Origin of the sequence: Lentzea atacamensis (assembly GCF_003269295.1) — a bacterium.
Lineage (GTDB): Bacteria > Actinomycetota > Actinomycetes > Mycobacteriales > Pseudonocardiaceae > Lentzea > Lentzea atacamensis.
In genome coordinates this window covers 42,257-64,179 of the sequence record NZ_QLTT01000004.1, presented here as the reverse complement: position 1 = coordinate 64,179, position 21,923 = coordinate 42,257, and the positions used below count along the sequence as shown (strand labels likewise).

Here is a 21,923-nt window from a genome sequence, read left to right as displayed (position 1 = left end):
GCGTGGCTCGGGTACTCACTCTTCGACGGCAAAATGATGAAGAGGAGGAGGTTTCGTGACCACCATTGAGAAGTCGGTGGATGTCCACGTGCCTGTGAGCACGGCGTACAACCAGTGGACCCAGTTCGAGTCCTTCCCAGCGTTCATGGACGGCGTCGAGAAGATCGACCAGGTCACGCCGACCAGGACCCACTGGACCACGAAGATCGGCGGCGTCGTCCGCGAGTTCGACGCGGAGATCACCGAGCAGCACCCGGACGAGCGCGTCGCGTGGACCACGGTCGACGGCCCTCCGCAGGGTGGCGTGGTCACCTTCCACCGGCTCGACAACGACACGACCAGGGTTCATCTCCAGATGGAGTACGACCCGGAGACCTTGACCGAGAAGGCGGGCGCCGCGCTCGGCGTCGTCGGCCACCGGATCGAAGGTGACCTGAAGCGGTTCAAGGAGTTCATCGAGAACCGGGGCACCGAGACCGGCGCATGGCGGGGCGACGTCACGCCGCCGCCCCAGGTCTGATCTGTGGTGTGCGTTGACCCCAGATCAACAGGCGGCGTTCGAGGAACTCGCCCGCACCGGCCGTGACTCGCCGCGTTACTACGCGCTGCGAGATCGGCTGGTGCGCGAGTACCTCCCGCTCGCCCGGCACATCGCCCGCCGCTTCAGCGAACGCGGCGAGCCGATGGAAGACCTCGCCCAGGTGGCGGCGGTCGGACTGATCAACGCCATCGACCGGTACGACGTGGGCCGGCAGACGGACTTCCTGTCCTATGCCGTGCCCACGATCACCGGCGAGGTGCGGCGGCACTTCCGCGACCAGTGCTGGGCGGTGCGGGTGCCGCGCAGGTTGAAAGAGCTGTGCGACTCGATCGACGGCGCGACTGCCGAGCTGTCGCACAAGACCGGGCGATCTCCGACTCCCTCCGAGATCGCCCGGCACCTGGGGATTCCCCTTTCCGACGTCTACGAGGGCCTGCGAGTGGAGAAGAACGTCGCGTTCGCGCCACTCGACTCCCTCGAAGGTTCGACGGTCGACGACCCGGCGCTCGAAGGCGTGGAGATCCACGAGGCCCTGCAGCCCATGCTGCGGGGCCTTCCCCGCCGTGAGCGGACCATCGTGGTGCTGCGGTTCTTCGGCCGGCTGACCCAGACGGAGATCGCGCGCCGCGTCGGGATCTCCCAGATGCACGTCTCGCGGCTGTTGACCAAGTCGCTGGAACAGCTGCGCAACGACCTTCTGGCAGACGAATGAAATGGACGAGCGCGGATGTCCGGTCTTCGCGATACTGACGGCATGAACCGGTTGCGGTGGCCCCAGAAGCTGGCGATCAGCACTGGTACCCTGCTCGTCCTCTGGGGGGTCGCCGGGTTCTTCGTGACGGGTTTCTCGCCGTTCGCCGGCGAGTCCGACACCTGGGTTCTCCTGCTCCGGGTGAACCCGCTGCAGAACACCGTCCACGTCGTGCTGGGCGCGGCACTGCTGCTCACCTTTCGCAGCTTGAAAGCACTCAGCTCCTCCGCGTTGCTCGTCGCCGCGGTGTCGCTGATCGTCTTCGGCATCGGGACGGCCAGGTACGACGAGGGCGTTGTGAACGTGCTCAACGTGAACTCCGGCAGCAACGCGCTGCACCTGCTGACCGGGTTCGCGGCGCTGGCGGCGGCGCAGGGTGCCGTCTGGTGCCGCCAGTGCGACCGGGTGGCGGCGCTCAAGGCTTCCTGAGCAGCTTCCGCACGGCACGCTCCGGATCGCCGTTGCTGATGACCTCGCCGCGTTCGAACGCTTTGGTCAAACGTGGGTCCACGTAGGACTTCCGCGCGACGGCCGCCGTGTTGCCCAGGTGTTCGGCCACCTCCTTCATGACCGCGCTGACCGCTCGTTTCGACGGTTTGCCGCGTTCGTTCAGGGCGTGCGCGAACGCCTGGGCCGCGTGGACCGTGGCGTGCCAGGTGCGGAGGTCCTTCACGCTGAACTCCTCGCCGACGAGCTCGCGGAAGCGCTCGTTGACGTCGTCGGCGGTGAGGTCGAAGACGCGGCAGTCCGGGGTCCGGTCCTTGAGGAGACTCCGCACGGCGCGTGCGAGCCGCGCGTCGGTGATCTCCTCGTCCACCTCGACGCCGTGCTTGGCCGGGAAGCGGAACCTGACCCGGTCACCGCGCACGCTGAGGTGTTCGCAGAGGAGGGTCGCGACGCCATGAGTGCCGTTCTCCTCGGCGTACTCCTCGTGGCCGACGCGGAAGACTCCGAGGTCGAGCATGCGCAGCGCGATGGCGAGCAACCGCTTGCGGCCGCGCGTCTTCATGTCCTTCTCGATCTGCTCGCGGAACTTCCCCAGCCGCGGGGCGAGCCGCAGGACGCGGTCGAACTTCTCCGCGTCCCGGTCGGTGCGCCACTTCTCGTGGTAGAGGTACTGGCGGCGGCCCGCGTCGTCGTAGCCGACGGCCTGGATGTGGCCGTTGGGGTGCGGGGAGATCCAGACGTCGCGCCACGCGGGTGGGATGACCAGGGCTTTCACCCTCGCCAGCTGGTCCGCCGTGAGGGCGTTGCCCTGCGTGTCGAGATGGCGGAAGCCGCCGCCGTGCCGGCGGCGGGTCCAGCCCGGCCCCGCCGGGTCGCTGCGGCGCAGTCTCATTCGGGCACCTCGTGGTTGATCAGCACAGAACGCGGGTACCCGCTCGCCGATGAGTCACTACACGGTCGGTGTGGAACAAGAGTTCCTTCTTGTTGATCCCGAGTCTCGGCGGCCGGTAGCACTGGCTCCCCGGGTCAGGGAGATTTCTCGCGCTCCCGGTGACCTCGACGTGCAGGGCGAGCTGACGCCGTTCCAGATCGAGGTCGCCACCGGCATCACCCACTCCTTCGAAGAGCTGGACGAGCAGGTGCGCTCGGCGCGGCGAACGCTGGTCAGGGCCGCTGACGAGGCCGGCTGCCGGCTGGTGGCCGTCGGCATGCCGCCGATCGGCGAGGCCGGTCCCCCTCCCGGAACGGATGACCCCAGGTATCACCGGATCGAGTACTCCCACCGAAGACTCGTGCTCGGGCAAGGCGCGTGCGGGCTGCACGTGCACGTGGGTGTTTCCTCGAAGTCCGAAGCGCTGGCGGCGTCGAACAAGCTGCGCCCGTGGCTGCCGACGTTGCTGGCGCTGAGCGCGAACTCCCCGTACTACGCCGGGGAGGACACCGGGTACGCGAGCTGGCGCTCGATGGTGTGGTCGCGCTGGCCGGTGAGCGGGCCGCCTCCGCACTGGAACGGGCCGGACGACTACGACCGGACCGTCTCGGCGCTCATCAACTCGGAAGCCTTGATAGACCGGGCGATGGTGTACTGGGACGTGCGCCCGTCGGCTGATCATCCGACCGTTGAGGTGCGCGTCGCGGACATTCCGCAACTGGCAACGGAAGTCACCGTTCTCGCGGAACTGATCCGGGCCCTCGTCGTGTCCGAACCCTCCGAACAGAGGGTGGACGATTCCGTGCTGCTGGCGGCATATTGGCGGGCGTCGCGCGACGGGGTCGACGGACTGGCCGCCGATCCACACACCGGAAAACTTTCCCCCGCGTTCGACCGGGCAGCGCAGCTCGTGGAGCACGTGTCGGCCGCGCTGCGCGATCGCGGCACTGTGTCTACTGTGGAACGCCAGATGGACTGGTTGCGTCACAACGGCTGCGGTGCCTCGAGGCAACGTCGCTGCCCGGACCCCGAGTCCCTTGTGGACATGCTGATCGCCCGAACGCGTGAGGAAACCTGATGCGACTGCCCGCTCCACGCGGCCACATGAGCTCGGCTCTGGTCGCCGCCCTCCGTCGCCCGCCGGTCCCCAGGCCGGCGTTGCTCGTCAGCGCGGGTACCAGGGAGATCTTCCTCGACGACGACTTCCAGCTGTCGTTGTGGATCTGCTACGAACTGCGCACACGTGGCTTCGACGACGTGCACGCCTCCTGGGAGGACCACCCGGCGCTGGCCCAGTTCCACGCGGCGCTGGAGACCCGCTGGGAGGAGTCCCTGCGTTCGCTGACCGAGGCGACCCAGCCCGCGGAGCTGTCCGGTGAGGGCCTGGCAGAGCTGCGCAAGCACCACGCGTTCTGGCAACCGCGCCGCGAGATGCGCTCGGTGCTGCGCGACATCCAGGGCGACGCGTACGGCGCGCGGTCCTCGCGGGCGCATTCGGTGCTGTTCACCGTGACGGTGCGCGACCTGGACCCCGCCGGCGTCGACGAGATGCCCGCGCTGACGCTCTCCCTGGTGAACGCCCTGTCGTTGTTCGGCCTTCACCAGCGCCTGGTGGGTGCCCTGGTCGGCTTCCTCACCGCCGTCGACACCATCGGCGGCGACCCGTTCGCCCAGCTGCTGCCCGTGCAGTGCCCGCCGGACGACGTCCGTCTGGGCTTCACCGCGTGCCACGAACTGCACGCCCGCCTCACTCAACACGTCCACGCGTCCCTGCAGGCGGGACGCACTTCACTGCGGGGCCGGTGGCTGGTCTCGCAGGGCAGGGTTAACGTGGGGTGCTGACCGAAGTTTGCTCTGGAGGGAGAAACGTGCCCGACCCCACCGCGCTGGCGTCCGTGGTCGTCGACCGGATCGCACCCGACATCGTCGTGCTGCACGTGTCCGGCGAGCTCGACACCACGAGCAGCAGCGAGCTGACGACCCCTCTGGAAAGCCACGTGGTGTCGGAGAACCGGGCTGTCGTGGTGGATCTCGGCGGCGTGAGGTTCCTCGGATCGGCAGGGCTCGAGGCTCTGGTGCTGGGGCAGCAGCGGGCTGCTCGCGCCGGCGTCGAGTTCGTCGTCGTGGCTTCCGCCCGTGCCGCTCTGCGGCCGATCGAGGCGACCGGGCTGGACTCGGTGTTCACGATTCTGGGCTCGATGGACGAGGCGGCGGAGCGCTACCCGTCCTGAGCGTCGATCGTCCGCAGGATGCCTTCGGCACCCTCCTCCAGCTCCACCGCGTTGATCCGCATCCGCGGGTACGCCTTCGCGTACTGCACCGTGACCATGGTGACCGCGGCCTCGGCCAGCGGGTCCGACCGGCTGCCCACGTTCACGACGACCGGGGCAGCTGACCGCTCCAGCAGCGGCAGGAAGGCGTGCAGCACCCTGGCCAGGCCGGCCAGGCCGGCCTCGAACGCGTCCCGCACGACCTCGGCGGTGACCTCGCCCGGCTCTGTCAGTTCAGCCACGTTGTTGACCAGCACGTCGAGGGAGCCGACAGCGGAGGCCGCTGCCGCCACCGACTCGTCCGACGTGACGTCGAGCTGGACGAACAGGGCACCCACACCGGCCGCACGTGCGCGATCGGTGTGCCCGCTGCCCAGCCAGACCGAGTGACCAGCGCGGACCAGTTGGCGGGCGGTCTCCAGGCCGAGGTCGGAGTTCGCGCCGGCGATCAGCACAGAAGCCATGCGCCCAACCTACGGCTCCGGTCGGTGTGGCCGGTGAGAAGACGCCCTTCAACGCGTCAGGTCGAGCCGCACGCCGATCTCCGCGCCGGCGGCGATGTCGCGGGCGACGAGTTCGGCCACCGGTTCCCGCCGATCGGCCGGAGGCGTGAACTCGAAGGTGTCCGGATCGCCCCGCATCAACGGTGTCACCGGCCCGGCCACTGCGCCTGGACAGCAGACGCAGCTCCTCTCCTTTGCGCGGTGGAGCACCGCGGAAGTGCACGACCACCGCGAGACGACCGTCGGACAACCACCGAGTGGTCTCCTCCCAGCGGGGACCGGTGCCGTCGACTTCCACACTGCAGGCCGTGATGTCGACGCGCCGCTGTTCCCATTCCGGTGACCAGGGCCTGCCAGAGCCGAGGCGGATCCGGAAGAACGGCAGGGCCTGTGCCTCGACGAGTGCCCGGACGGCAACGGACACCCGGGCGTCACCGTTCGGCTGTACGTCGACGAACTCCTCCCAGTGGCCGATTCGCCACCGGTGCTCGGTCTGCTCGTACCAGAGGTCGCAGTGGAAGGCGAGCAGGGCGCGGTACCGCTCGACCTCGCGGCGACTGTGCTGCCTGCTGCGCAACAACATCACGAACGCACCCAATGCTGACAACGCTCGGGCTGGCAGTTCGGAGTGTGGGCGGAGCGTTATCGCAGGTCAATGCGACCAATGCACGTACGGATATGCATTTCTGAATCAGGTGGATTTTGACGCGCACCTGGCCGGTGCGCGCCGCCGAATGGTTACTCGTCGCCGCTCTCGCCGCCGACGAGAACACCCGATTGTGCACGCACCAAAACTCCCAACAGGCCGTTTGGCGGGACGCCGGAAGCTACCAGATGATCTTCGTCGCGGCTTCGAGCCAGGCCTCAGTCCTGGCCGATGTCCTCGTACCAGAGCTCCGGATGCTCCGAGATGAACGACGTCATCAGCTCGATCAGCGCCGGGTCGTCGACGATCGTGATTCCGACGCCGTGCTCGGCCAGCCAGTCGTGGCCGCCGTAGAACGTCGTGGCCTCGCCGATCAGCACGTTCGAGATGCCGAACTGGCGGACCAGGCCGCTGCAGTACCAGCACGGCGACAGGGTCGTGACCATCGTGGTGCCGCGGTAGCTGCGCTGGCGCCCCGCGTTGCGGAAGGCCGAGGTCTCCGCGTGCATGGAGGCGTCGCCGTCCTGCACGCGGCGGTTGTGGCCACGTCCCAGCAGGCGGCCGTCGGCGTCGAAGAGCGCGGCGCCGATGGGGATTCCGCCTTCGGCCAGTCCCGTCCGCGCCTCTTCGACGGCAACGGCCAGCATGTCTGATGCAGCGGTCATGACGACCAAGCTACTTCCCCCGGTGCCCGGTAGGCCTTTCGGCGGGCGACCGTTCGGCGTATAAACCGTGTCGGGTCGGGGATGATCCTGGGAGTCCACATGAGACGTCTCATCGCGGCTGCCGCCGCCCTGGTGCTGATCGCCGCGGGGGCACCGGCGTTGTCCGCCGCCCCCGCTCCGTCCGGCTACCTCGTCGGCAGCGCGTCGCCGCTGACCTCAGCCCAGCTCGACCAGCTGCGCGCCGCCGGTGCCCAGGTGCACGTGGCCTATCGCAACTTCGGCGGCGCGTCCGCCGCCATTCCCGGCTCGAAGGTCGCGGCGGTGCGCGCGCTGCCGTTCGTGACTTCGGTGAGCGCGGACCCGATCCGCACGCCCCTGGCCGTCTCCGATCCGGCGGCGGCACCGTTGCCGAACGACCCCTACTGGCACGACCAGATGGATCTGGAGGGCGTGACCGAGACCGGTGCGGGCGTGTGGGTGGCGGTGCTCGACACCGGTTTCTACCCGAACTGGCGTGACTACTTCGTCGAGAGCGACATCCTGACGGACAAGGCGCGCGCGTTCGCCGGCGTGCTCGGCAACCCCAACGCCGGTCAGTGGGACGCGGGCAGCGACCCGCACGGCATGGCGGTCTCCGCGACCATCACCGGCCACCGCCTGGCCGACGACCTGAACGAGGGCGGCTGGGGCACCGGCTACGCGACGGGATCGCCCGGCACGAAGTGGGTTCCCGGTGTGGCGCCCAACGCCAAGATCATCCCGATCAAGGTGTGCGAGCCGATCGGTTGTTTCGGCAGCGCCATCAACGCCGGTGTCGACTACGTGACCTCGCTGAAGAAGGCCAACCCCCAGCAGCCGATCGTGATCAACGAGTCGATCGGCGGTCCCGGCCTCGACGCGGTCGAGAAGGCGGCGCTGGACGCCGCGATCAAGGCGGGCGTGGTGTTCGTGGCGTCGGCGGGCAACTCCGGCGACGCGGGCATGGGCTTCCCGGCCGCTTACGAGCCCGTCGTGTCCGTGGGCGCCGGCGGCTGGACGAAGCAGTGGAACGAGTACCCGGACAAGACGTGGTGGCTCGACGACGTGCCCGAGAGCGGAGTGTCCGAGGTGTACGTGACCGGGTTCTCCTCGCGGCAGAAGGCGGGCCAGTACCTCGACGTCGTGTCCGAGGGCCGGTACCTGCTGCTGCCGTACCCGTGCGCGCAGCTCTACAAGGACGGGCAAGCGACACCGTCCACCAGCAACCGCACGTGCGCGGCGAAGGCGGCGCCCGACAACGCTTCCGCGGCACCGTTCCAGTACCTCTTCCAAAGCGGCACCAGCTTCTCCGGTCCCGCCGTGGCCGGTGTGGTGGCGCTGATGCTGGAACGCAATCCCGGACTGTCCAACGCGGATGCTCAGTTCGGCACGCTGACCGACCCCGCCTCGTGGGGACCTGGTGAGCTGGAACGCCGGCTGGAGGCCTCGGCGACGCCGCTGGCACCCGGCTCGGTGACCGTGACGCACCGGACCGGTGTGCCGTTGGTGGAAACGTGGGGCGCGGACGCCATCGGTCACGGCTGGGTGTTCGCGGACGACGCGGTGAACGCCGCCGGTTGACCTGATGCCCGGCACGTCGGGAAAGTGGGAGCTTCCCTCTTCCCCGACGTGTCGGGAGGTCGACAGTGTCGTCGTCAGGGTCGTCAGTTCAAATCGGAGTGAGCAGGCCTCCACTCGATGTGGCTGACCTGCCAGAACCCGAGAAGGTCTTCAAGGTCCGCAAGCTGGGGCCGCTGCAGGTGGTCCAGTTCGTCATCGGCCCGAGCCTGATCGCGCTCGGCATCTCGATCGGCAGCGGCGAGTGGCTGCTCGGCCCGCAGGCGGTCGGCAGGTTCGGCTTCGTCGGCATCGGCTGGGTGATCACCGTGTCGGCGCTGCTGCAGACGTTCTACAACGTGGAGGTCGCCCGTTACGTCGTGGCGACCGGCGAGGTGCCGATCGTCGGCTGGGGCCGGGTGCCGCCCGGCTGGAAGTTCTGGGTGCCGGTCTCGCTGGTGGTCTTCTACTTCGCGTTCATCTTCGGCGGCTGGGCGGCGGGCGCCGGTCAGGGGCTCTTCGCGCTGATCGCCGGCCGCGGCTACCGGCCGGACGAGATCGAGTACGTGCGGCTGCTCGCGATCGGCCTGCTCGTCGTGGTCTTCCTGATCACCGCGGCCGCCCGCAAGGTGTCCCGCGCCCTGGAGCTCACGAACTGGGTGCTGGTCGGCACGTTGCTGCTGGTCCTGATCGTGGTGACGCTCGCGATCGTGCCCTTCTCCGTGTGGTCGGAAGGGGTGCGCGGCCTGGTCACGCCCGCCGCGCCGCCGTCGGGGATCACGGCGACCCAGCTGGGCGGCCTGGCCGGGTTCACCGCGCTGGCGTCCGGCCTGAACTGGTACGCGATGAGTCACTACCGCGACAAGGGTTACGGCATGGGCCACCACGTCGGGTTCATCTCGGGCATGCGCGGCGGCAAGCAGGAGGTGCGACCGGTCGGCGTGACCTTTGTGGACACCCCGGCGAACGCGTCGCTGTGGCGTCGTTGGTACCGGTTGCTGCTGATCGACCAGTGGGCGGTGTTCTTCGTCGGCGCGATGCTCGGCATGCTGCTGCCGACCGTGCTGATGGCGCACATCGTCGCGGTGTCCGGCCAGCAGCCGACCGCCGCGAACGTGCCGACGTTCTCCGCCGAGCAGCTGGGAATCCTGTACGGGCAGGGCATGTTCTACCTCATGCTGGTGGTGGGCGTGCTGGTGTTGTTCTCCACGCAGCTCGGCATCTTCGAGGCGCTGGTGCGGAACTTCACCGACGCGGCGCACGCGGTCTCACCCCGGCTGCGCCGGCGGATGGAGGACGACCCGCGGCGGTTCTACTACCCGTTCATGCTGCTGGTGCTCGTGATCATCGCGGGCGCGCTGCACCTCGCGCTGCCCGTCGAGCTGGTGCAGATCTCAGCGAACATGTCGAACCTGGGCGCGCTGATGTTCCCGTTCGCGTTGATGTACCTGAACTCCCGGCTGCCGCGACCGGCGCGGCCGCGGTGGTGGCACTACGTGATCCTGGGGTTGAACGTGGTGTTCTTCGGGTTCTTCTTCGTGAACTTCGTCTACGAGTTCTTCACGGGAGGCCCGCTGGTGCGGTTCTGACCACACGTCGGGGGACGAGGCTCACTTCGGCGGCAGCGCTTCCACGAAGTCACGGCAGCGCGCGATCCAGTCGTCCAGCGCCTCGTCCTCCGACACCGCCGCCCCGTCGACCACGACCCAGCCCTTCATCGGCCGGCCGGTGAAGTCGAAGACGCGCGCACCCGGCTGAGCGAGGGCGTCTTCCTGCGCCTCGGGGCCCACTCGGGCGATCAGGCCGTCTCCCATCACTCCTACCAGCATGTTTCCGTTCCAGAGGAACGCGATGCCACCGAACATCTTCTTCTCGCTGATGCCCGGCAGGCCGCCCAGTGACTCGCCCAGGCGGTGGGCCAGGCCTTCGTCGTACGCCACGTCATGAAGTTTGTCTCAGCGAGTTGCCAGGCGCCTCTCAGTTTCGTGTGGCTTGATGGACGTACAGGACATTTAGGAGGCCATCTTGTTCGGCGTGGTCGGCTTCGTGCTCGGTTGGCTGTTGACGCTGTTCATCATCGTGATGATCGGCCGGATGATCGTGGACTGGGCGGTGACGCTCGAGGCTCGCGGTGACTGGGTCTGGAAGGTGCGGCGCGTGACGCACTCGGTGACCGAACCGGTGCTGGCGCCGGTTCGGAAGGTGCTGCCGCCGCTGCGGTTCGGCGGGTTCGGGCTGGACCTCGCGTTCACCGTCGTGTTCATCGCGGCGTTGATCCTCAGGTCGATCGTGTGGTGAGGACTCCCGGGTTCAGCAGGCCCTGAGGGTCCAGGGCTGCCTTGGCGCCGGACAACGCCGCACCGAAGACCGACGGGCGTTGGCGCGTGTACCAAGGCATGTGGTCGCGGCCAACGGCGTGGTGGTGGGTGATGGTGCCGCCGGCCGAGATCAACGCCTCCGACACCGCGGCCTTGATCTCGTCCCACTGCGACGTGAGGCTCCCCCACCGGCCGGGTGCGTAGATGCCGTAGTAGGGCGCCGGGCCGTCCGGGTAGACGTGGGTGAAGCGGCACGTGACGACACCGATGCCGCACACTTCCTGAAGAACCTGAGTCGCGGCCGAGACGACGGCCGCGTGCAGTTCGGCGAACCGGTCCCACGTGCAGGCCGTCTCGAACGTCTCGGTGATCATCGCGTGCTGTGCCATGGCGTCACGCTGGTAAGGCATGCGCAGGAACGACTTCCGCCACTGCTGCGCCGCCCCCTCGACGACCTCGCCGTCGCCGCAGAGCTCCAGCGCCCGCCTGAGGCTCTCGTCGACGGGATGGTCCGCGGACTCGAACGCCAGCACCAGCACCGAGGTGGCGGACCCGGCGTTGAGGAACGCCTCCGCCGGATCGAGCAGACGGCAGTTCGCCGGGTGGAGGCCGGACTGCGCGATCAGCCGGGTGGCTTCCACCGCGCGTTCCCACGACGTGAACCGCACCGACGCACCCGCGCGGAAGGTTGGCGGTGACTGCAGCCGCATCCACGCCTCGGTGATCACGCCCAGAGTGCCTTCGGAACCGAGGAACAGCCGGTCCGGCGACGGCCCCGCACCCGAACCGGGCAGCCGGCGCGACTCGGAGATCCCGGCGGGCGTGACGACGCGCAGCGACTCCGTCAGGTCGTCGATGTGCGTGTAGAGCGTCGCGTAGTGACCGCCGGCGCGGGTCGCGAGCCAGCCGCCGAGCGTCGAGAACTCGAACGACTGCGGGAAGTGCCGCAACGTCAGCCCGAACTTCTTGAGCTGCGCCTCCAGCGACGGCCCCAGCACCCCGGCCTGGATGCGGGCGGCCCGGCTCGTCGGGTCGACCTCCAGGACCTGGTCCAGTGCCGACAGGTCCAGCGTCACCACGCGATCGAGGTCCCGCGGCTCGACACCGCCCACGACGGAAGTGCCGCCACCGAACGGAATCACCGCGACGTCGCGCGAACCGCACCAGTCCAGCACGTCGACCACGTCCTGCTCGGTGCGCGGCCGGGCAACGGCGTCCGGCAGCGGGCCGACGTCACCGGCGAGGTTGCGGGTGACGTCGCGGTAGGCCTGGCCGCGCGCGTGGCTGAGCCGGTCGACCGGGTCCGTCGAGTAGAGGTCGCCGGGCGGCTGGACGCGCGGGGCGGGCAGGTCGAGCGAGGAGGGATCGGGTGGCGTGTGGAACGTCAGGTCCGCGTCCGGGAGCACGGCCCTGACCCGGTCGACCAGCGCACGGCGTTCCTCCGGGGTGACGGCGTCCTCGACGTTGCCCCAGCCCCACCACGACCTCGTTGTCATGCCGAGCAACGTAAGCGAAACGCTGGAGTTCTGGAACGGGTTGAGTAGAAGTACTCGCGCGCCGCCGTCGATCGCGGCACTAGCGTCCACAGGCATGAAGCCTTGGGGGATGGTGGCTTTATCAGCGGTGCTCGCGGTCGTGCTCGCCGCGGCCTGGTTCCTGACCAGACCTGACGGCAACAGCGACACCGACAGGAAGGCTCAGCAAGTCGCGGACCGCATCGGCTACCCGGTCGGCGCCGACGCCAACGCCTACGCCCGCTCCGCACTGGCGGGCGACCCGGACCCGAAGTACTTCGCGGTCGTCGAGATCACCGACAGCCCGACGAACGACGCGCAGAAGGTCCGCGCCAGCCTGGTGTTCCGCATCTACGACCCCGGCACCACCGAGTCGGATCAGCCCTGGCGGCTCTGGGAAGAGGACCCGGTGACCGCGTGCTACCGCGCCGACTTCAACTACTACGGCGTCACGGACGGCGGCCCTGAACGCGTCCGCTGTCCCGAGCACGCCAAGCCGATCACTCCGCCACCCGCGCAACGCACCGGCGTCCCGGACACCTACCCCGACGCCTTCAAGAAGATCCTCGCCGCACTACCGCCTACGGCCACGAAAGACGACGTGCTCGCGGCGTTGCGAGAGAAGCTCCCGCCGGTACCGGTGGACGAGCAGACCAAGCTGCCCTGGGTCCCGCCCCACCTCGACGCCGTCGTCAAGGACGGAGACATCGGCGTCGTCGCGAAGGGCGGCGGCGACTGCCTGGCCGGTGTGCGGCTGGCGGACGGCACCGTCGAGGCCTGGTATCCCCGGCGAGTGCACGTTCAGCCGGGCGAGCTGGGGTGTTCGGGCGAGAGTGCGCTGTCGCTCTACAAGTCGCCGCCGAAGTGATCGGACTTGGTGGCGCCGAGGAACGCCAGCCAGGCTGACGGGGACAGCGGGATGTGGGCGGAGGGAGCCTTGCTGTCCCGTACGCCCACGCCCGCGCCGACTTCCACGCAGTCACCGCTGTTGGGGCTGTAGCTGCTCTTGCGCCAAGCCACCTCAACGCAATCGTTGCTGTTCGGGCTGAAGCTGCTCTTGCGCCACACAGGTGCCCCCTCAGGAGACGAGCTCGGTGATCAACCTCCTCGATTGTTCCTCATCCAACGCCACCCGGTCGATCGCCTCAAGGATGGTCGTGTAGGTCGTGATCGACTCTTTGTCTTCCATGAAAATGCTGGAGTTCTCGCACTCGACATGCACCACGGGCTGGATCTTGGCGAACTTCATCATCTCGAAAGACCCGACGAGGCCGGGATGCGCTCCAGCCGACACGGGCACGACCCTCAGCGTGATGTTCGGACGAACCGACATGCGCAACAGGTGATGCAACTGGTCCACCCAAACGTCGACTCCACCGACAGGCAGGGACAACGCGCTTTCCTGCACATAGAAAACCGACTCACGCGGCTCCTGCAGTATCTGCTTCCGGACTTCCCGAGCATCCACGCGCTGCTGCACTTCTTTCGCCTTGATGGTCGGCCACGCGACGATCACTGCGCGTGAGTAGTCGGCGGTCTGCAGCGGGCCGGGCACCAAACTCAGGCTCCAGAAGACCAGCTTGATCGCGGCGTCCTCGTGTTCGAACAGAGTGCGCAGCTGAGGTGGCAACCGCTTGCCGTAGTGCTGCCACCAGCCCTTCTCCCGCGACACCTTCAACAGGGCCATAAGGTGGTTGAACTCCTCCTCAGACACCCTGCACAACCCCAGCAACCGGGCGAAGTCGATCTCGTCGACCCCGCCCTTGCCGTTCAACAGATCCGAGAGTTTCTGCGGATCCCAACCCAACAGTTCCGAAATGGCGCGATGCGACATACCCGTCGCGTCGACAACAGCGCGGACACCCGCCCCGAACTCGCGGCCGCGCACTGTGGAGGCTCTCGCTGGCATGCCCAGAAACTAGGACGAATTCAAGACCCGCGAACACGGTCAGGCGCGAAATCCAACCGAAAAGGCGGTCGTTGGACAGCCTCCATCAACGGATATGCGCACCGTGTGCCGCCATAGGCCAAACGCGGGGAATCAGCCCGCACCGAAGCATACAAACCCAACGGCGGCGGCATAAGAAGCATCGTCGGCAGCCGCCCGTTGCACTGCGGCCAACGCCTCGGCAGGCGCCATCCCGGCAGCCAGCTTCTGGTGCAGCTCCACCATCACCGGCGCGGTCCCGTCCGTCGGCACCGGCACGACCGGCGCGATCAACGTCCGGGTCCCCAAACTCAGCAACGCGGCCGTGAAGCCCATCAACTCGTCGCCCGGCCGCACCGCAGACTGCCCCGTGTCGCACGCCGACAGCACCACCCGCGTCGGAGGTGTCCGCAGCCGCTCGATGTCGTAGACCGTCAACGGCCCGTCGGCCAGCTCCAGCGCCGAGAACAGCGGGTTGTCGACGCGGAACGAGCCGTGCGCCGCGATGTGCGCCAGAGCCGCACCGTCCATTGCGGACGCGACCGCGCTCACGGTCGCCTCCGAGTCGACGAGAACGCGGCCCGGCACGTGCGAGCTGATCGCCTTGATCTCGGCGGGTGCGGCGGCCATCCGCGGACCGGCGGCCAGCACGGCCTCACCGGACGCATCGGGTACCGAGCACGCCCGCAGCCACACCGAAGCCGACGGCGCGACGGTCACCTGACGCTCCAGCACCGCCCACGGCAGGCCGTTCAGCGCACCGGTCGGCACGACGACCAACGGCCGTCCGTCGACGCGCGAGGCCAGTGGCGCCAGCAACCGTTGAGCCAGCAGGGAAGCCGCGTGGGCGGCCGAAGACCGGGCCACTGCCAGGTTCGGCAGTTGTGGCGGCAGCGTCACGAGCCGGTGCAGGGCGAAGCGCAGCAACCGGATCTCGCGGACGACGCCCTCCAGCGCACCGAGCGGGTGCAGCGTTGCCCGGCCGCCGGCCAGCACCACCGCCAGCAACTGCCCGTCGTACTCCACGAACTCGATCAACGCGGCAGTACCGAGAGCCGCGGCCAGCGACGCCACCGGCGGAGGCTTGAACACCGACACCTCACCGGACATCTGCCGGGTGAGGTCGCGGACGCGTTGCTCGGCGCGCACCAGCTTCACCCGCAGCGCACCGGCGGGCTTCCCCGCGAGCAGAGCAGACTCGACGTCCGCGGCGACTGCCCGCAACGTCGCCAGGGCGTCCTCGAGCCGGGGATCGTCCGGCGGCGACACGGCCTTCATCCGCAACGCGCCGGCCCGCCAGCTCTCGGTCCACGACAGCACCCGCGCTGCGTTCCCGGAAGCCACGGCGAGCCGCAGCCCCTCCAGCGCGAGCGCCTGTCCCTGCACGCCGGTCGACGCCCGCAGCTCGGCCGCGCCCAGCGAAACCCGGTACTCGTCCAGCAGCGAGATCCCGCGCCGCAAAGCGGACAACGTGCCGCGGACATCGCCGGAGAGCTTGCGCCGCAACGCCTCCGCATACCACCCGCGCACCCGCAGACCGGCCGGCCCGCGCAGCCGCGCAGCCGCGGCGGCGGACAACTCCGCTTCAGCACGCGCACGGTGGCCGAGATCAGCGGCGACCAGACCGGCGTCGATCCGGGCCTCCAACGCCGGCAACCGCCAGTCCATCGAGTCCAGCTCGGCGGCGACCCTGGACAGCGCGAGCCGCAACGGCCGGTTCCGGTCACCGCGCAGGACAGCGGCGTGCAGCTCCAGGTAGCGCGCACCGGCCGCCCACAGCAGGCGCTGCTCGCGGCGGAACCGGCGGCGCGCCTCGGCGGCGAAGCAACGCGCCGCGTCCGGGTCGTCGTCCAGCAGGGCGATGCGGGCGCGGAAGTACAGGGCCTCGGACACGCCCAGCGGGTTCTCCAACGCCTTCAGCTCGGTGATCGCGCGGTCGGCGGCCACGCGGGCCTCGTCCAGCAGCGGCACCGAGACCAGCAGTTCCAGCCGGTTCACCAGCAGCACGGGACGCATCACGTCGAGCCGCCGGTGCACCTCCTCCGCCTTGTCGAACAGGGTCAGCGCGGCCGGGACGTCGCCGGAACGGGTCGCCATGATGCCCGCGTTCCAGTGCACGTCGGCGACGCCCAGCTCCTGACCGAGCTCTCCCAGCAACGCGGCCGCCAGGGCGAAGTCCGCGGACGCCTCGCGCATGTCTCCCACGTACGCACGCACGAGGCCCCGGTTGTTCAAGGCCCGCGCCTCGACGAGCTTGTCGCCGACGCGGCGGGCGCCGGCGATGGCGGCGGTGTAGTCGCGCTGGGCGTCGACGTACCTCGTCAAGTAGTGGAAAACGACACCACGTTGCATCAGTGCCGCCACCGCGTCGGCGCCGGTCAGCTCCGGCATCGCGAGGTCCAGCAGTTTCAGCGCCTGCTTCTGCTTGCCGGTGTAGGCGAGCACCCACGCCAGGCTCATCTGCGCCAGCGCGGCCAGCCGTGGCAGCGAGGCCTCGGAAGCGATCCTGATCGAGCGCCGGAGATGCCGGGCGGCTCCGCTGAAGTCGTGCATCTCCCGCAACGCGAGGCCGATCGCCCGCTCGGCGATCGACCATTCCGCGCGATCTTCCGTCGTGCGGAGCACCGCGCGCGCCATCTCGACGGCCGCGCGCGGGTTGCGCTGCCTGGCCTCCAGCGCGTCCTCCGCACAAAAGTCGGTCACGGCGTTACTTTATCCGCTGTGGTAGCTTGATCAAGCTCGGTCGGGGTGCCCGTCAACGCTGCTTTAGTGAGGCCGTGGTGTCGAAGTCGCCAGAAAGCGCGGAGCTTTACCAAAGAGCTTTTCTGCAGCTCATTGCCGAGGACAAGAACATCAGCTTCCACGCCGAACGCGGGCGTGAATTTCTTTATCGACCCGGCCAGCTGCTCGTCGGCGCCGAGGATCAACAACGCGTGATCGAAAAGCTCCGCCAAAACAACATCGACGCCCGTCCGGCCGACGGGTTCGCAGGTTTGGCGCGGCTGATCCTGCCGAACAACGCGGAGGACATTCCACGGATTGTTCGCCTGTTGCGCGACCAGCGGAACTGGCCGAACGAGCGGGTGCCGCTGGTGCAGCCGCACCACGTGATCGTCGGCCACGGCGGCCTCGTGATGGGCAACCCGGGCGACCGGCCGTACCCCACCGACCCGATCAGCGCGCCCAAGTCGGACGAGCGCCTGAAGGACGTACGGGTCGGCATCATCGACACCGGCATCTCCTCCGGCGCCGACAGCGAGCACTCCGACTGGTTCGCCGACCGCTACCTCAAGGAAGCCGACGACGTCGACCCCGCCTACAGCAGCGGCCACATGTTCGCGCTGCAGGGCGGGCACGGCACGTTCGTCGCGGGCGTCATCCAGAACGCCGCGCCCGGTGTCACGTTCGACCCGGAGGTCGCGCTCGACCAGAACGGCTTCGGCGACGAGGAACGGCTCTGCAACAAGATCGCCGAGCTGGGCAAGAAGAAGATCAACCTGCTCAACCTGTCGCTCGGCTGCTTCACCGAGGACGACGTGGCCTCCGAACCGCTGCGGCGCGCGATCGACGGGCTGCCGCCGGACGTCGTCGTGGTCGCCTCGGCAGGCAACCAGGGCACGCAGCGGCCGAGCTGGCCCGCCGCGCTGTGCCGGGTCACCGCCGTCGCCGCCGCGGAGCAGAAGCGGGACGGCTCCGTCGGGCCCGCCTGGTACTCGAACTGGGGCCACTGGGTCGACGCGTGCGCGATCGGCAACCGGGCCTCGACCTACCTCAAGGGCGAGTGGCAGCTGCCGGGTGAGGCCGCCGCGACACCGTTCGCGCTGTGGGCCTACTGGTACGGCACGTCGTTCGCCGCTCCCCTGGTCACCGGCCGGATCGCCGCCACGATGGTCGCGGACGGCATCACCGCAGCTCAGGCGCGTGACAAACTGTTGAGCGGCCCGGACTTCCACCCCGGCTACGGAGTTTTTGTCAAATAGTTGTATCTGGGGAGCAACCTCGGCCTCCGCCAGTTGTGACCGCAAGGAGTCGACGTGACCGCAGGATCGCCGATCGCCGCGCTCGTGAGCGCGGCGGCCGAGGGCGACCAGTCGGCGTGGAACGAGATCGTGGACCGTTACACGCCGCTGGTGGTGTCGGTGATCTACAAGCACCGGCTGCGCCCCGCGGACGCGGCCGACGTGAACCAGACGCTGTGGCTTCGGCTCGTCGAGCAGATCGGGCGGCTGCGCGAGCCGGAGGCACTGCCCGGCTGGATCATGACGACCACCCGCAACGAGTGTCTGCGCGTGCTGCGCGTGCAGCAGCGGACGCACCTCTACGACCCGTTGTCCGAGACCGACGCGCTGGAGTCGGAGCAGATGGACGCGGAGGTGGAGGCGGACCTGCTGGCCGTGGAGCGGCGGCAGGCGCTGCGGGACGGGTTCGCCGAGCTCACGGACCAGTGCAAGCGGTTGCTGACGAAGCTGATGACCGACCCGCCGCCGAGCTACCAGGTCGTGAGCGAAGAGCTCGCGATGCCGGTCGGCAGCATCGGCCCGACGCGGATACGTTGCCTGGAGAAGTTGCGCAAGACCCCTGCGATCTCAGCGTTCCTGGGATCGCCGGCCACGAGAGGAGGTGTGCTGGGTGCGGCACGACTGGGACAGTGACGAAGTACTGCTCGACGCCTTGCGCGACGCGTTGAGCACACCTTCCGAGGAGGTTCCCCCGGAGTTCGTGGAGGCCGCGAAGGCCGCGTTCACCTGGCGGAACATCGACGAGGAGCTGCTCGCGATCACGTCGTACGACTCCGTGCTGGACGACACGCTGTTCGCCCGTGCGAGGTCCACGGCGACGGCGCGGCAGCTGATCTTCGACGCGGACGGCGTGTCGTTGCAGGTGGAGGTGTCGGCGGCGGGGATCACCGGTCAGCTGATGCCGGCGTCCGGATCCGTCACGCTGGTGACGCCGTCCGGAGACCACGAAACCGCGGCGGTCGACGAACTGGGGATGTTCGTGATGGGGACGGCACCGCGCGGACCCGTGAAGTTCCGGTTCGCAAACGGCTGCACCGATTGGTTTATCCTTTAGCACACCATTCGAGTGACAGTGGAATTCATTCGTTCGGCCCACATCTGCGGCCAGTAGGGTTGTCGACGCTCAGAATTCGCATCGCGAGAGGTGTGCTGCTGTGGTCGATCGAGTCAGCTGGGTTCCGGAAGGTGTCAACGTCGACGTGCCGAGTTCGGCCCGGATCTACGACTACCTGCTCGGCGGTGGGCACAACTTCGAAGCGGACCGCGAGACGGCCGAGGCCCTGATCAAGGTTCTGCCCGTGCGGGACATGGCGCGGCGCAACCGCGCCTACCTGCGCCGGGTCGTGCTGGAGCTGGCGGATCTCGGCATCCGGCAGTTCCTGGACCTCGGTTCGGGCATCCCGACGGTCGGCAACGTGCACGAGGTGGCGCACGAGGTCGCACCCGAGGCGAAGGTCGTGTACGTCGACTTCGAGCCGGTCGCGATCACGCACGCCGAGCTCATGCTGGCCGACGAGCCGAACGTGACGGCGTTGCTGGCGGATCTGCGCGAGCCGGAGAAGGTGGTCGCGCAGGCACGGGAGCTGCTGGACTTCTCGCAGCCGATCGGGCTCCTGGTCGTCGGTGTCCTGCAGTTCATCCCGGACGCGGACGACCCGTGGGGTGTGTTGTCCCGTTACGTGGAGGCGTTGTCGTCCGGTTCGTACCTGGCGCTGTCGCACTTCACCGCCGACAGCATGCCCGCGGCCATGGCCGCGGGTAAGGAGATCTTCGCCAAGACCGCCGAGCCGATCACGCCGCGCACGAAGGCTCAGGTGACGGACATGTTGTCAGGGCTGGAGATCGTGGAGCCCGGCATCGTGTTCACGCCGGAGTGGCGGCCGGAGACGCCGGAGGACGTCGGCACCGATCCGTCGAAGGCCAACCTGTACGCAGCGGTGGGCCGCAAACCCTGATGCCCGCCTCCGCCCTGGCGCAGCGCTGGGCGGCTGTTCTGATCGAGAGCGCATACTCGCCGATGTCCCGGCGAAAGCTGACGCAGCACCTCGACGAGCACGCCGCCCGGCTGCGCGCTGGGCAGGATGCGCCCGCCGTCGGTGAATGGCTGGTGCACAAGCGGTTCACCGGCCCGGACTCGTTGCGGTGCACGCTCGAGGTGCTGGCGCCGGAGTTCCCGCCGGAGGTGCTCGGCGCGCTGGCGTCCGGGTACGTGCGGGCGACGCGCGACCAGTTGTTCGCCGAGCAGGAGAAGGTCAAGAACTCGCTGCTGAAGGCCGTCGAGGACGCGCAGCGCGACCTGCACGACAGCGAGGCCCGGTTCGCCCAGGTCTTCGCGTCGACGGCGGTGGGCATCGCGATCTTCGACCTGAGCGGCGCGGTGGTGGAGGCGAACGAGGCGCTGGCCGCGATCCTCGGCTACGAGGAGATGCCCAAGGAGCTGTTCGCCGAGGCCGACGCGGTGGCGCTGGCCGCCGCCTGCGAGCGGATGATCTCGTCCTCCGTGGACACCGACCGGCGCGAGTGGGAGCTGACGCGCCGCAACGGCGACTCGGTGTGGGCGAACGTCGTGCTGTCCGTGCTGCGGGGGTCGGACGGGCTGCCGAAGTTCCACGTCGGCCTGATCGAGGACGTCTCCGAACAGCGGATGCTGCAGGAGTGGCTGCGGCACCAGTCGTTGACGGACCTGCTGACCGGGCTGCCGAACCGCAGCTCGTTCACGGACAAGCTGGAGTCGGCGCTCGCGTCCGGTGAGCCGTACACGCTGGGCTACCTCGACGTCGACAGCCTGGCGATCGTCAACGACGGCCTCGGGTACGTGGCGGGCGACGCGGTGCTGGTGGAGGTCGCCCGGCGATTGCGGGCCGTGCTGCCGGACGCCGTCGTGGCGCGGGTGGGCGGCGACGAGTTCGTGGTGCTGATCCACGGGTCGCCGGACGTGGCCGCGCTGGCCGCCATGATCGACGAGGAGCTGTCCGAGCCCGTCTACCTCGAGGGCGCGGGCGTCGCGGTGTCGACGTCGATCGGGTTCGTGCACGCGGCCGGCCCCGGCACGGACCCGACCGCGGTGCTGCGGCGGGCGCACTCGACGTTGCGGCGGGCGGAGACCGGCGGCAAGAGACAGTGGGCGATCTACGACCACGAGGCCGATGTGGCCGACCGTGCCCGGTACGCGCGAATCGCGGCGATGCCCGGTGCCTTCGAGAACGGCGAGATCTCCGTGGAGTACGCGCCGGTGTCGTGGGTTTCGGGTTCTCACGCTTTCGTCGAGGCGACACTGCGCTGGGGTGACTCCCGGCACGACGACGTCGTCGCCTGCGCCGACGCCCTCGGCCTGGCCTCGCGCCTGATGCAGATGGTGTTGCACGACGCGTGTTCGCGAGGCGAGCCGGCGCTGATCCGGTTGTCCCGCGACCAGTCACGGGACCAGGACCTGGCGGCGCACGTGCGGACCGGCCTGAGGGACTGCGCGTTTCCGGCTTCCTCGCTGTTCCTGGCGCTGGACGTGCGTTCGATGCCGGAGGGCGAGGAGAACCTCGAAGTGCTGCACGACATGGGCGTCCACGTCCTGCTGCACGAGTTCGGCGGCGGCTTCGCCGGTTTGTCCACTGTGGACCGCAGCCCGGTGTGGGGCGTCCGGCTGGCACGGCCGCCGTCGGAACGGCTGGCGCGACAGGGGATGGCGCTGATGGTGCCGTTGCTGCGGTCGGCCGGCGTGCACGTGATCGGCGGACCGGGCGATCCCGACGAGCTCGAGGCGCTCGGCGTGGACCTGATGGTGGGCCTCCCGCGATAGAACGGGAAGCCCACCTCCGATCA

The 21,923-nt window shown here is 68.9% G+C and carries 24 protein-coding genes; 15 read left to right on the top strand and 9 right to left on the bottom strand.

All coding sequences use genetic code 11. The features are described 5' to 3' along the window. Positions 1–55: 55 nt before the first annotated feature. From C8D87_RS19200 to C8D87_RS19190, 3 genes are read left to right on the top strand one after another with little or no spacing between them, the layout of a single operon-like run. Positions 56–520: an SRPBCC family protein gene (locus C8D87_RS19200; protein WP_109637184.1), complete on the top strand. Its 465-nt coding sequence runs from the start codon at positions 56–58 to the stop codon at positions 518–520. A gap of 13 nt (positions 521–533) precedes the next feature. After that, the gene (locus tag C8D87_RS19195) at positions 534–1,253 is read left to right on the top strand and encodes a SigB/SigF/SigG family RNA polymerase sigma factor (RefSeq protein ID WP_233439579.1); all 720 of its coding nucleotides are present in this window, start codon (positions 534–536) and stop codon (positions 1,251–1,253) included. A gap of 42 nt (positions 1,254–1,295) precedes the next feature. After that, the gene (locus C8D87_RS19190) at positions 1,296–1,721 is read left to right on the top strand and encodes a DUF4383 domain-containing protein (protein ID WP_170154969.1); all 426 of its coding nucleotides are present in this window, start codon (positions 1,296–1,298) and stop codon (positions 1,719–1,721) included. On the opposite strand, the gene C8D87_RS19185 is transcribed toward C8D87_RS19190, so the two are convergent. Next, entirely contained in the window at positions 1,708–2,631 is a 924-nt protein-coding gene (locus C8D87_RS19185) for a DNA topoisomerase IB (RefSeq protein ID WP_112227790.1), read from the bottom strand. The genes C8D87_RS19190 and C8D87_RS19185 overlap by 14 nt on opposite strands. A gap of 49 nt (positions 2,632–2,680) precedes the next feature. On the opposite strand from C8D87_RS19185, the gene C8D87_RS19180 reads away from it, so the two are divergent. The 3 genes from C8D87_RS19180 to C8D87_RS19170 are packed head-to-tail and all read left to right on the top strand — an operon-like array spanning position 2,681 to position 4,901. Next, positions 2,681–3,748, top strand: coding sequence for a carboxylate-amine ligase (locus C8D87_RS19180; RefSeq protein ID WP_109637180.1), 1,068 nt, complete (start codon positions 2,681–2,683; stop codon positions 3,746–3,748). Then, positions 3,748–4,512, top strand: a complete 765-nt coding sequence (locus C8D87_RS19175) for an iron-containing redox enzyme family protein (protein WP_112227789.1) — start codon at positions 3,748–3,750, stop codon at positions 4,510–4,512. The genes C8D87_RS19180 and C8D87_RS19175 overlap by 1 nt, the downstream gene beginning before the upstream one ends. A 26-nt stretch (positions 4,513–4,538) precedes the next feature. Next, positions 4,539–4,901: an STAS domain-containing protein gene (locus C8D87_RS19170; RefSeq protein ID WP_170166496.1), complete on the top strand. Its 363-nt coding sequence runs from the start codon at positions 4,539–4,541 to the stop codon at positions 4,899–4,901. Here C8D87_RS19170 and C8D87_RS19165 read toward each other — a convergent pair. From C8D87_RS19165 to C8D87_RS19160, 3 genes are all read right to left on the bottom strand, one after another. Continuing rightward, positions 4,889–5,404: an SDR family NAD(P)-dependent oxidoreductase gene (locus C8D87_RS19165; protein ID WP_112227787.1), complete on the bottom strand. Its 516-nt coding sequence runs from the start codon at positions 5,402–5,404 to the stop codon at positions 4,889–4,891. The two genes, C8D87_RS19170 and C8D87_RS19165, sit on opposite strands and share 13 nt — an antisense overlap. Before the next feature lie 48 nt (positions 5,405–5,452). Next, positions 5,453–5,581 carry a hypothetical protein gene (locus C8D87_RS48620; RefSeq protein WP_267899872.1) on the bottom strand — a complete coding sequence of 43 codons (129 nt, stop codon included), beginning with the start codon at positions 5,579–5,581 and terminating at the stop codon, positions 5,453–5,455. Between the two features lie 726 nt (positions 5,582–6,307). Beyond that, positions 6,308–6,754 carry a nucleoside deaminase gene (locus C8D87_RS19160; RefSeq protein ID WP_112227786.1) on the bottom strand — a complete coding sequence of 149 codons (447 nt, stop codon included), beginning with the start codon at positions 6,752–6,754 and terminating at the stop codon, positions 6,308–6,310. 99 nt (positions 6,755–6,853) lie between these two features. On the opposite strand from C8D87_RS19160, the gene C8D87_RS19155 reads away from it, so the two are divergent. Next, positions 6,854–8,353 carry a S8 family peptidase gene (locus tag C8D87_RS19155; RefSeq protein WP_170166494.1) on the top strand — a complete coding sequence of 500 codons (1,500 nt, stop codon included), beginning with the start codon at positions 6,854–6,856 and terminating at the stop codon, positions 8,351–8,353. A gap of 119 nt (positions 8,354–8,472) precedes the next feature. After that, entirely contained in the window at positions 8,473–9,918 is a 1,446-nt protein-coding gene (locus C8D87_RS19150; protein ID WP_233442200.1) for an Nramp family divalent metal transporter, read from the top strand. Between the two features lie 21 nt (positions 9,919–9,939). Here the strand turns inward: C8D87_RS19150 and C8D87_RS19145 are convergent, their stop codons facing one another. Beyond that, positions 9,940–10,269, bottom strand: coding sequence for a TfoX/Sxy family protein (locus C8D87_RS19145; protein WP_112227783.1), 330 nt, complete (start codon positions 10,267–10,269; stop codon positions 9,940–9,942). Between the two features lie 94 nt (positions 10,270–10,363). Here C8D87_RS19145 and C8D87_RS19140 point away from each other — a divergent pair, with 94 nt between their 5' ends. Then, positions 10,364–10,627 carry a YggT family protein gene (locus C8D87_RS19140; protein WP_233439636.1) on the top strand — a complete coding sequence of 88 codons (264 nt, stop codon included), beginning with the start codon at positions 10,364–10,366 and terminating at the stop codon, positions 10,625–10,627. Here C8D87_RS19140 and C8D87_RS19135 read toward each other — a convergent pair. After that, the gene (locus C8D87_RS19135; protein WP_112227782.1) at positions 10,608–12,143 is read right to left on the bottom strand and encodes an FAD-binding oxidoreductase; all 1,536 of its coding nucleotides are present in this window, start codon (positions 12,141–12,143) and stop codon (positions 10,608–10,610) included. The two genes, C8D87_RS19140 and C8D87_RS19135, sit on opposite strands and share 20 nt — an antisense overlap. 94 nt (positions 12,144–12,237) lie before the next feature. Here C8D87_RS19135 and C8D87_RS19130 point away from each other — a divergent pair, with 94 nt between their 5' ends. Then, positions 12,238–13,029 (top strand): hypothetical protein, encoded by a 792-nt coding sequence (locus C8D87_RS19130; protein ID WP_146771774.1) that lies wholly within the window; start codon positions 12,238–12,240, stop codon positions 13,027–13,029. Here C8D87_RS19130 and C8D87_RS19125 read toward each other — a convergent pair. The 3 genes from C8D87_RS19125 to C8D87_RS19115 form a co-directional block, all read right to left on the bottom strand. Beyond that, a complete protein-coding gene (locus C8D87_RS19125; RefSeq protein WP_112227780.1) occupies positions 13,008–13,229 on the bottom strand; it encodes a DUF397 domain-containing protein in 222 nt (73 codons plus the stop codon). The genes C8D87_RS19130 and C8D87_RS19125 overlap by 22 nt on opposite strands. A gap of 10 nt (positions 13,230–13,239) precedes the next feature. Continuing rightward, positions 13,240–14,049, bottom strand: coding sequence for a helix-turn-helix domain-containing protein (locus tag C8D87_RS19120; protein WP_215732393.1), 810 nt, complete (start codon positions 14,047–14,049; stop codon positions 13,240–13,242). Positions 14,050–14,202: 153 nt separating this feature from the next. Beyond that, a complete protein-coding gene (locus C8D87_RS19115) occupies positions 14,203–16,791 on the bottom strand; it encodes a CHAT domain-containing protein (RefSeq protein ID WP_233442199.1) in 2,589 nt (862 codons plus the stop codon). A gap of 26 nt (positions 16,792–16,817) precedes the next feature. Here C8D87_RS19115 and C8D87_RS19110 point away from each other — a divergent pair, with 26 nt between their 5' ends. The 5 genes from C8D87_RS19110 to C8D87_RS19090 all read left to right on the top strand — a co-directional run bounded on the left by C8D87_RS19110 (position 16,818) and on the right by C8D87_RS19090 (position 21,900). Then, positions 16,818–18,068: a S8 family peptidase gene (locus tag C8D87_RS19110; RefSeq protein ID WP_233439576.1), complete on the top strand. Its 1,251-nt coding sequence runs from the start codon at positions 16,818–16,820 to the stop codon at positions 18,066–18,068. Positions 18,069–18,122: 54 nt separating this feature from the next. Further along, entirely contained in the window at positions 18,123–18,740 is a 618-nt protein-coding gene (locus tag C8D87_RS19105) for an RNA polymerase sigma factor (protein WP_109637166.1), read from the top strand. After that, complete coding sequence (locus C8D87_RS19100) at positions 18,718–19,161, top strand: hypothetical protein (RefSeq protein ID WP_109637165.1); 444 nt, start codon at positions 18,718–18,720, stop codon at positions 19,159–19,161. The genes C8D87_RS19105 and C8D87_RS19100 overlap by 23 nt, the downstream gene beginning before the upstream one ends. A 100-nt stretch (positions 19,162–19,261) precedes the next feature. Then, a complete protein-coding gene (locus C8D87_RS19095) occupies positions 19,262–20,062 on the top strand; it encodes an SAM-dependent methyltransferase (protein WP_112227778.1) in 801 nt (266 codons plus the stop codon). After that, complete coding sequence (locus C8D87_RS19090; protein ID WP_112227777.1) at positions 20,062–21,900, top strand: diguanylate cyclase domain-containing protein; 1,839 nt, start codon at positions 20,062–20,064, stop codon at positions 21,898–21,900. The genes C8D87_RS19095 and C8D87_RS19090 overlap by 1 nt, the downstream gene beginning before the upstream one ends. The last annotated feature ends 23 nt before the right edge of the window (positions 21,901–21,923 follow it).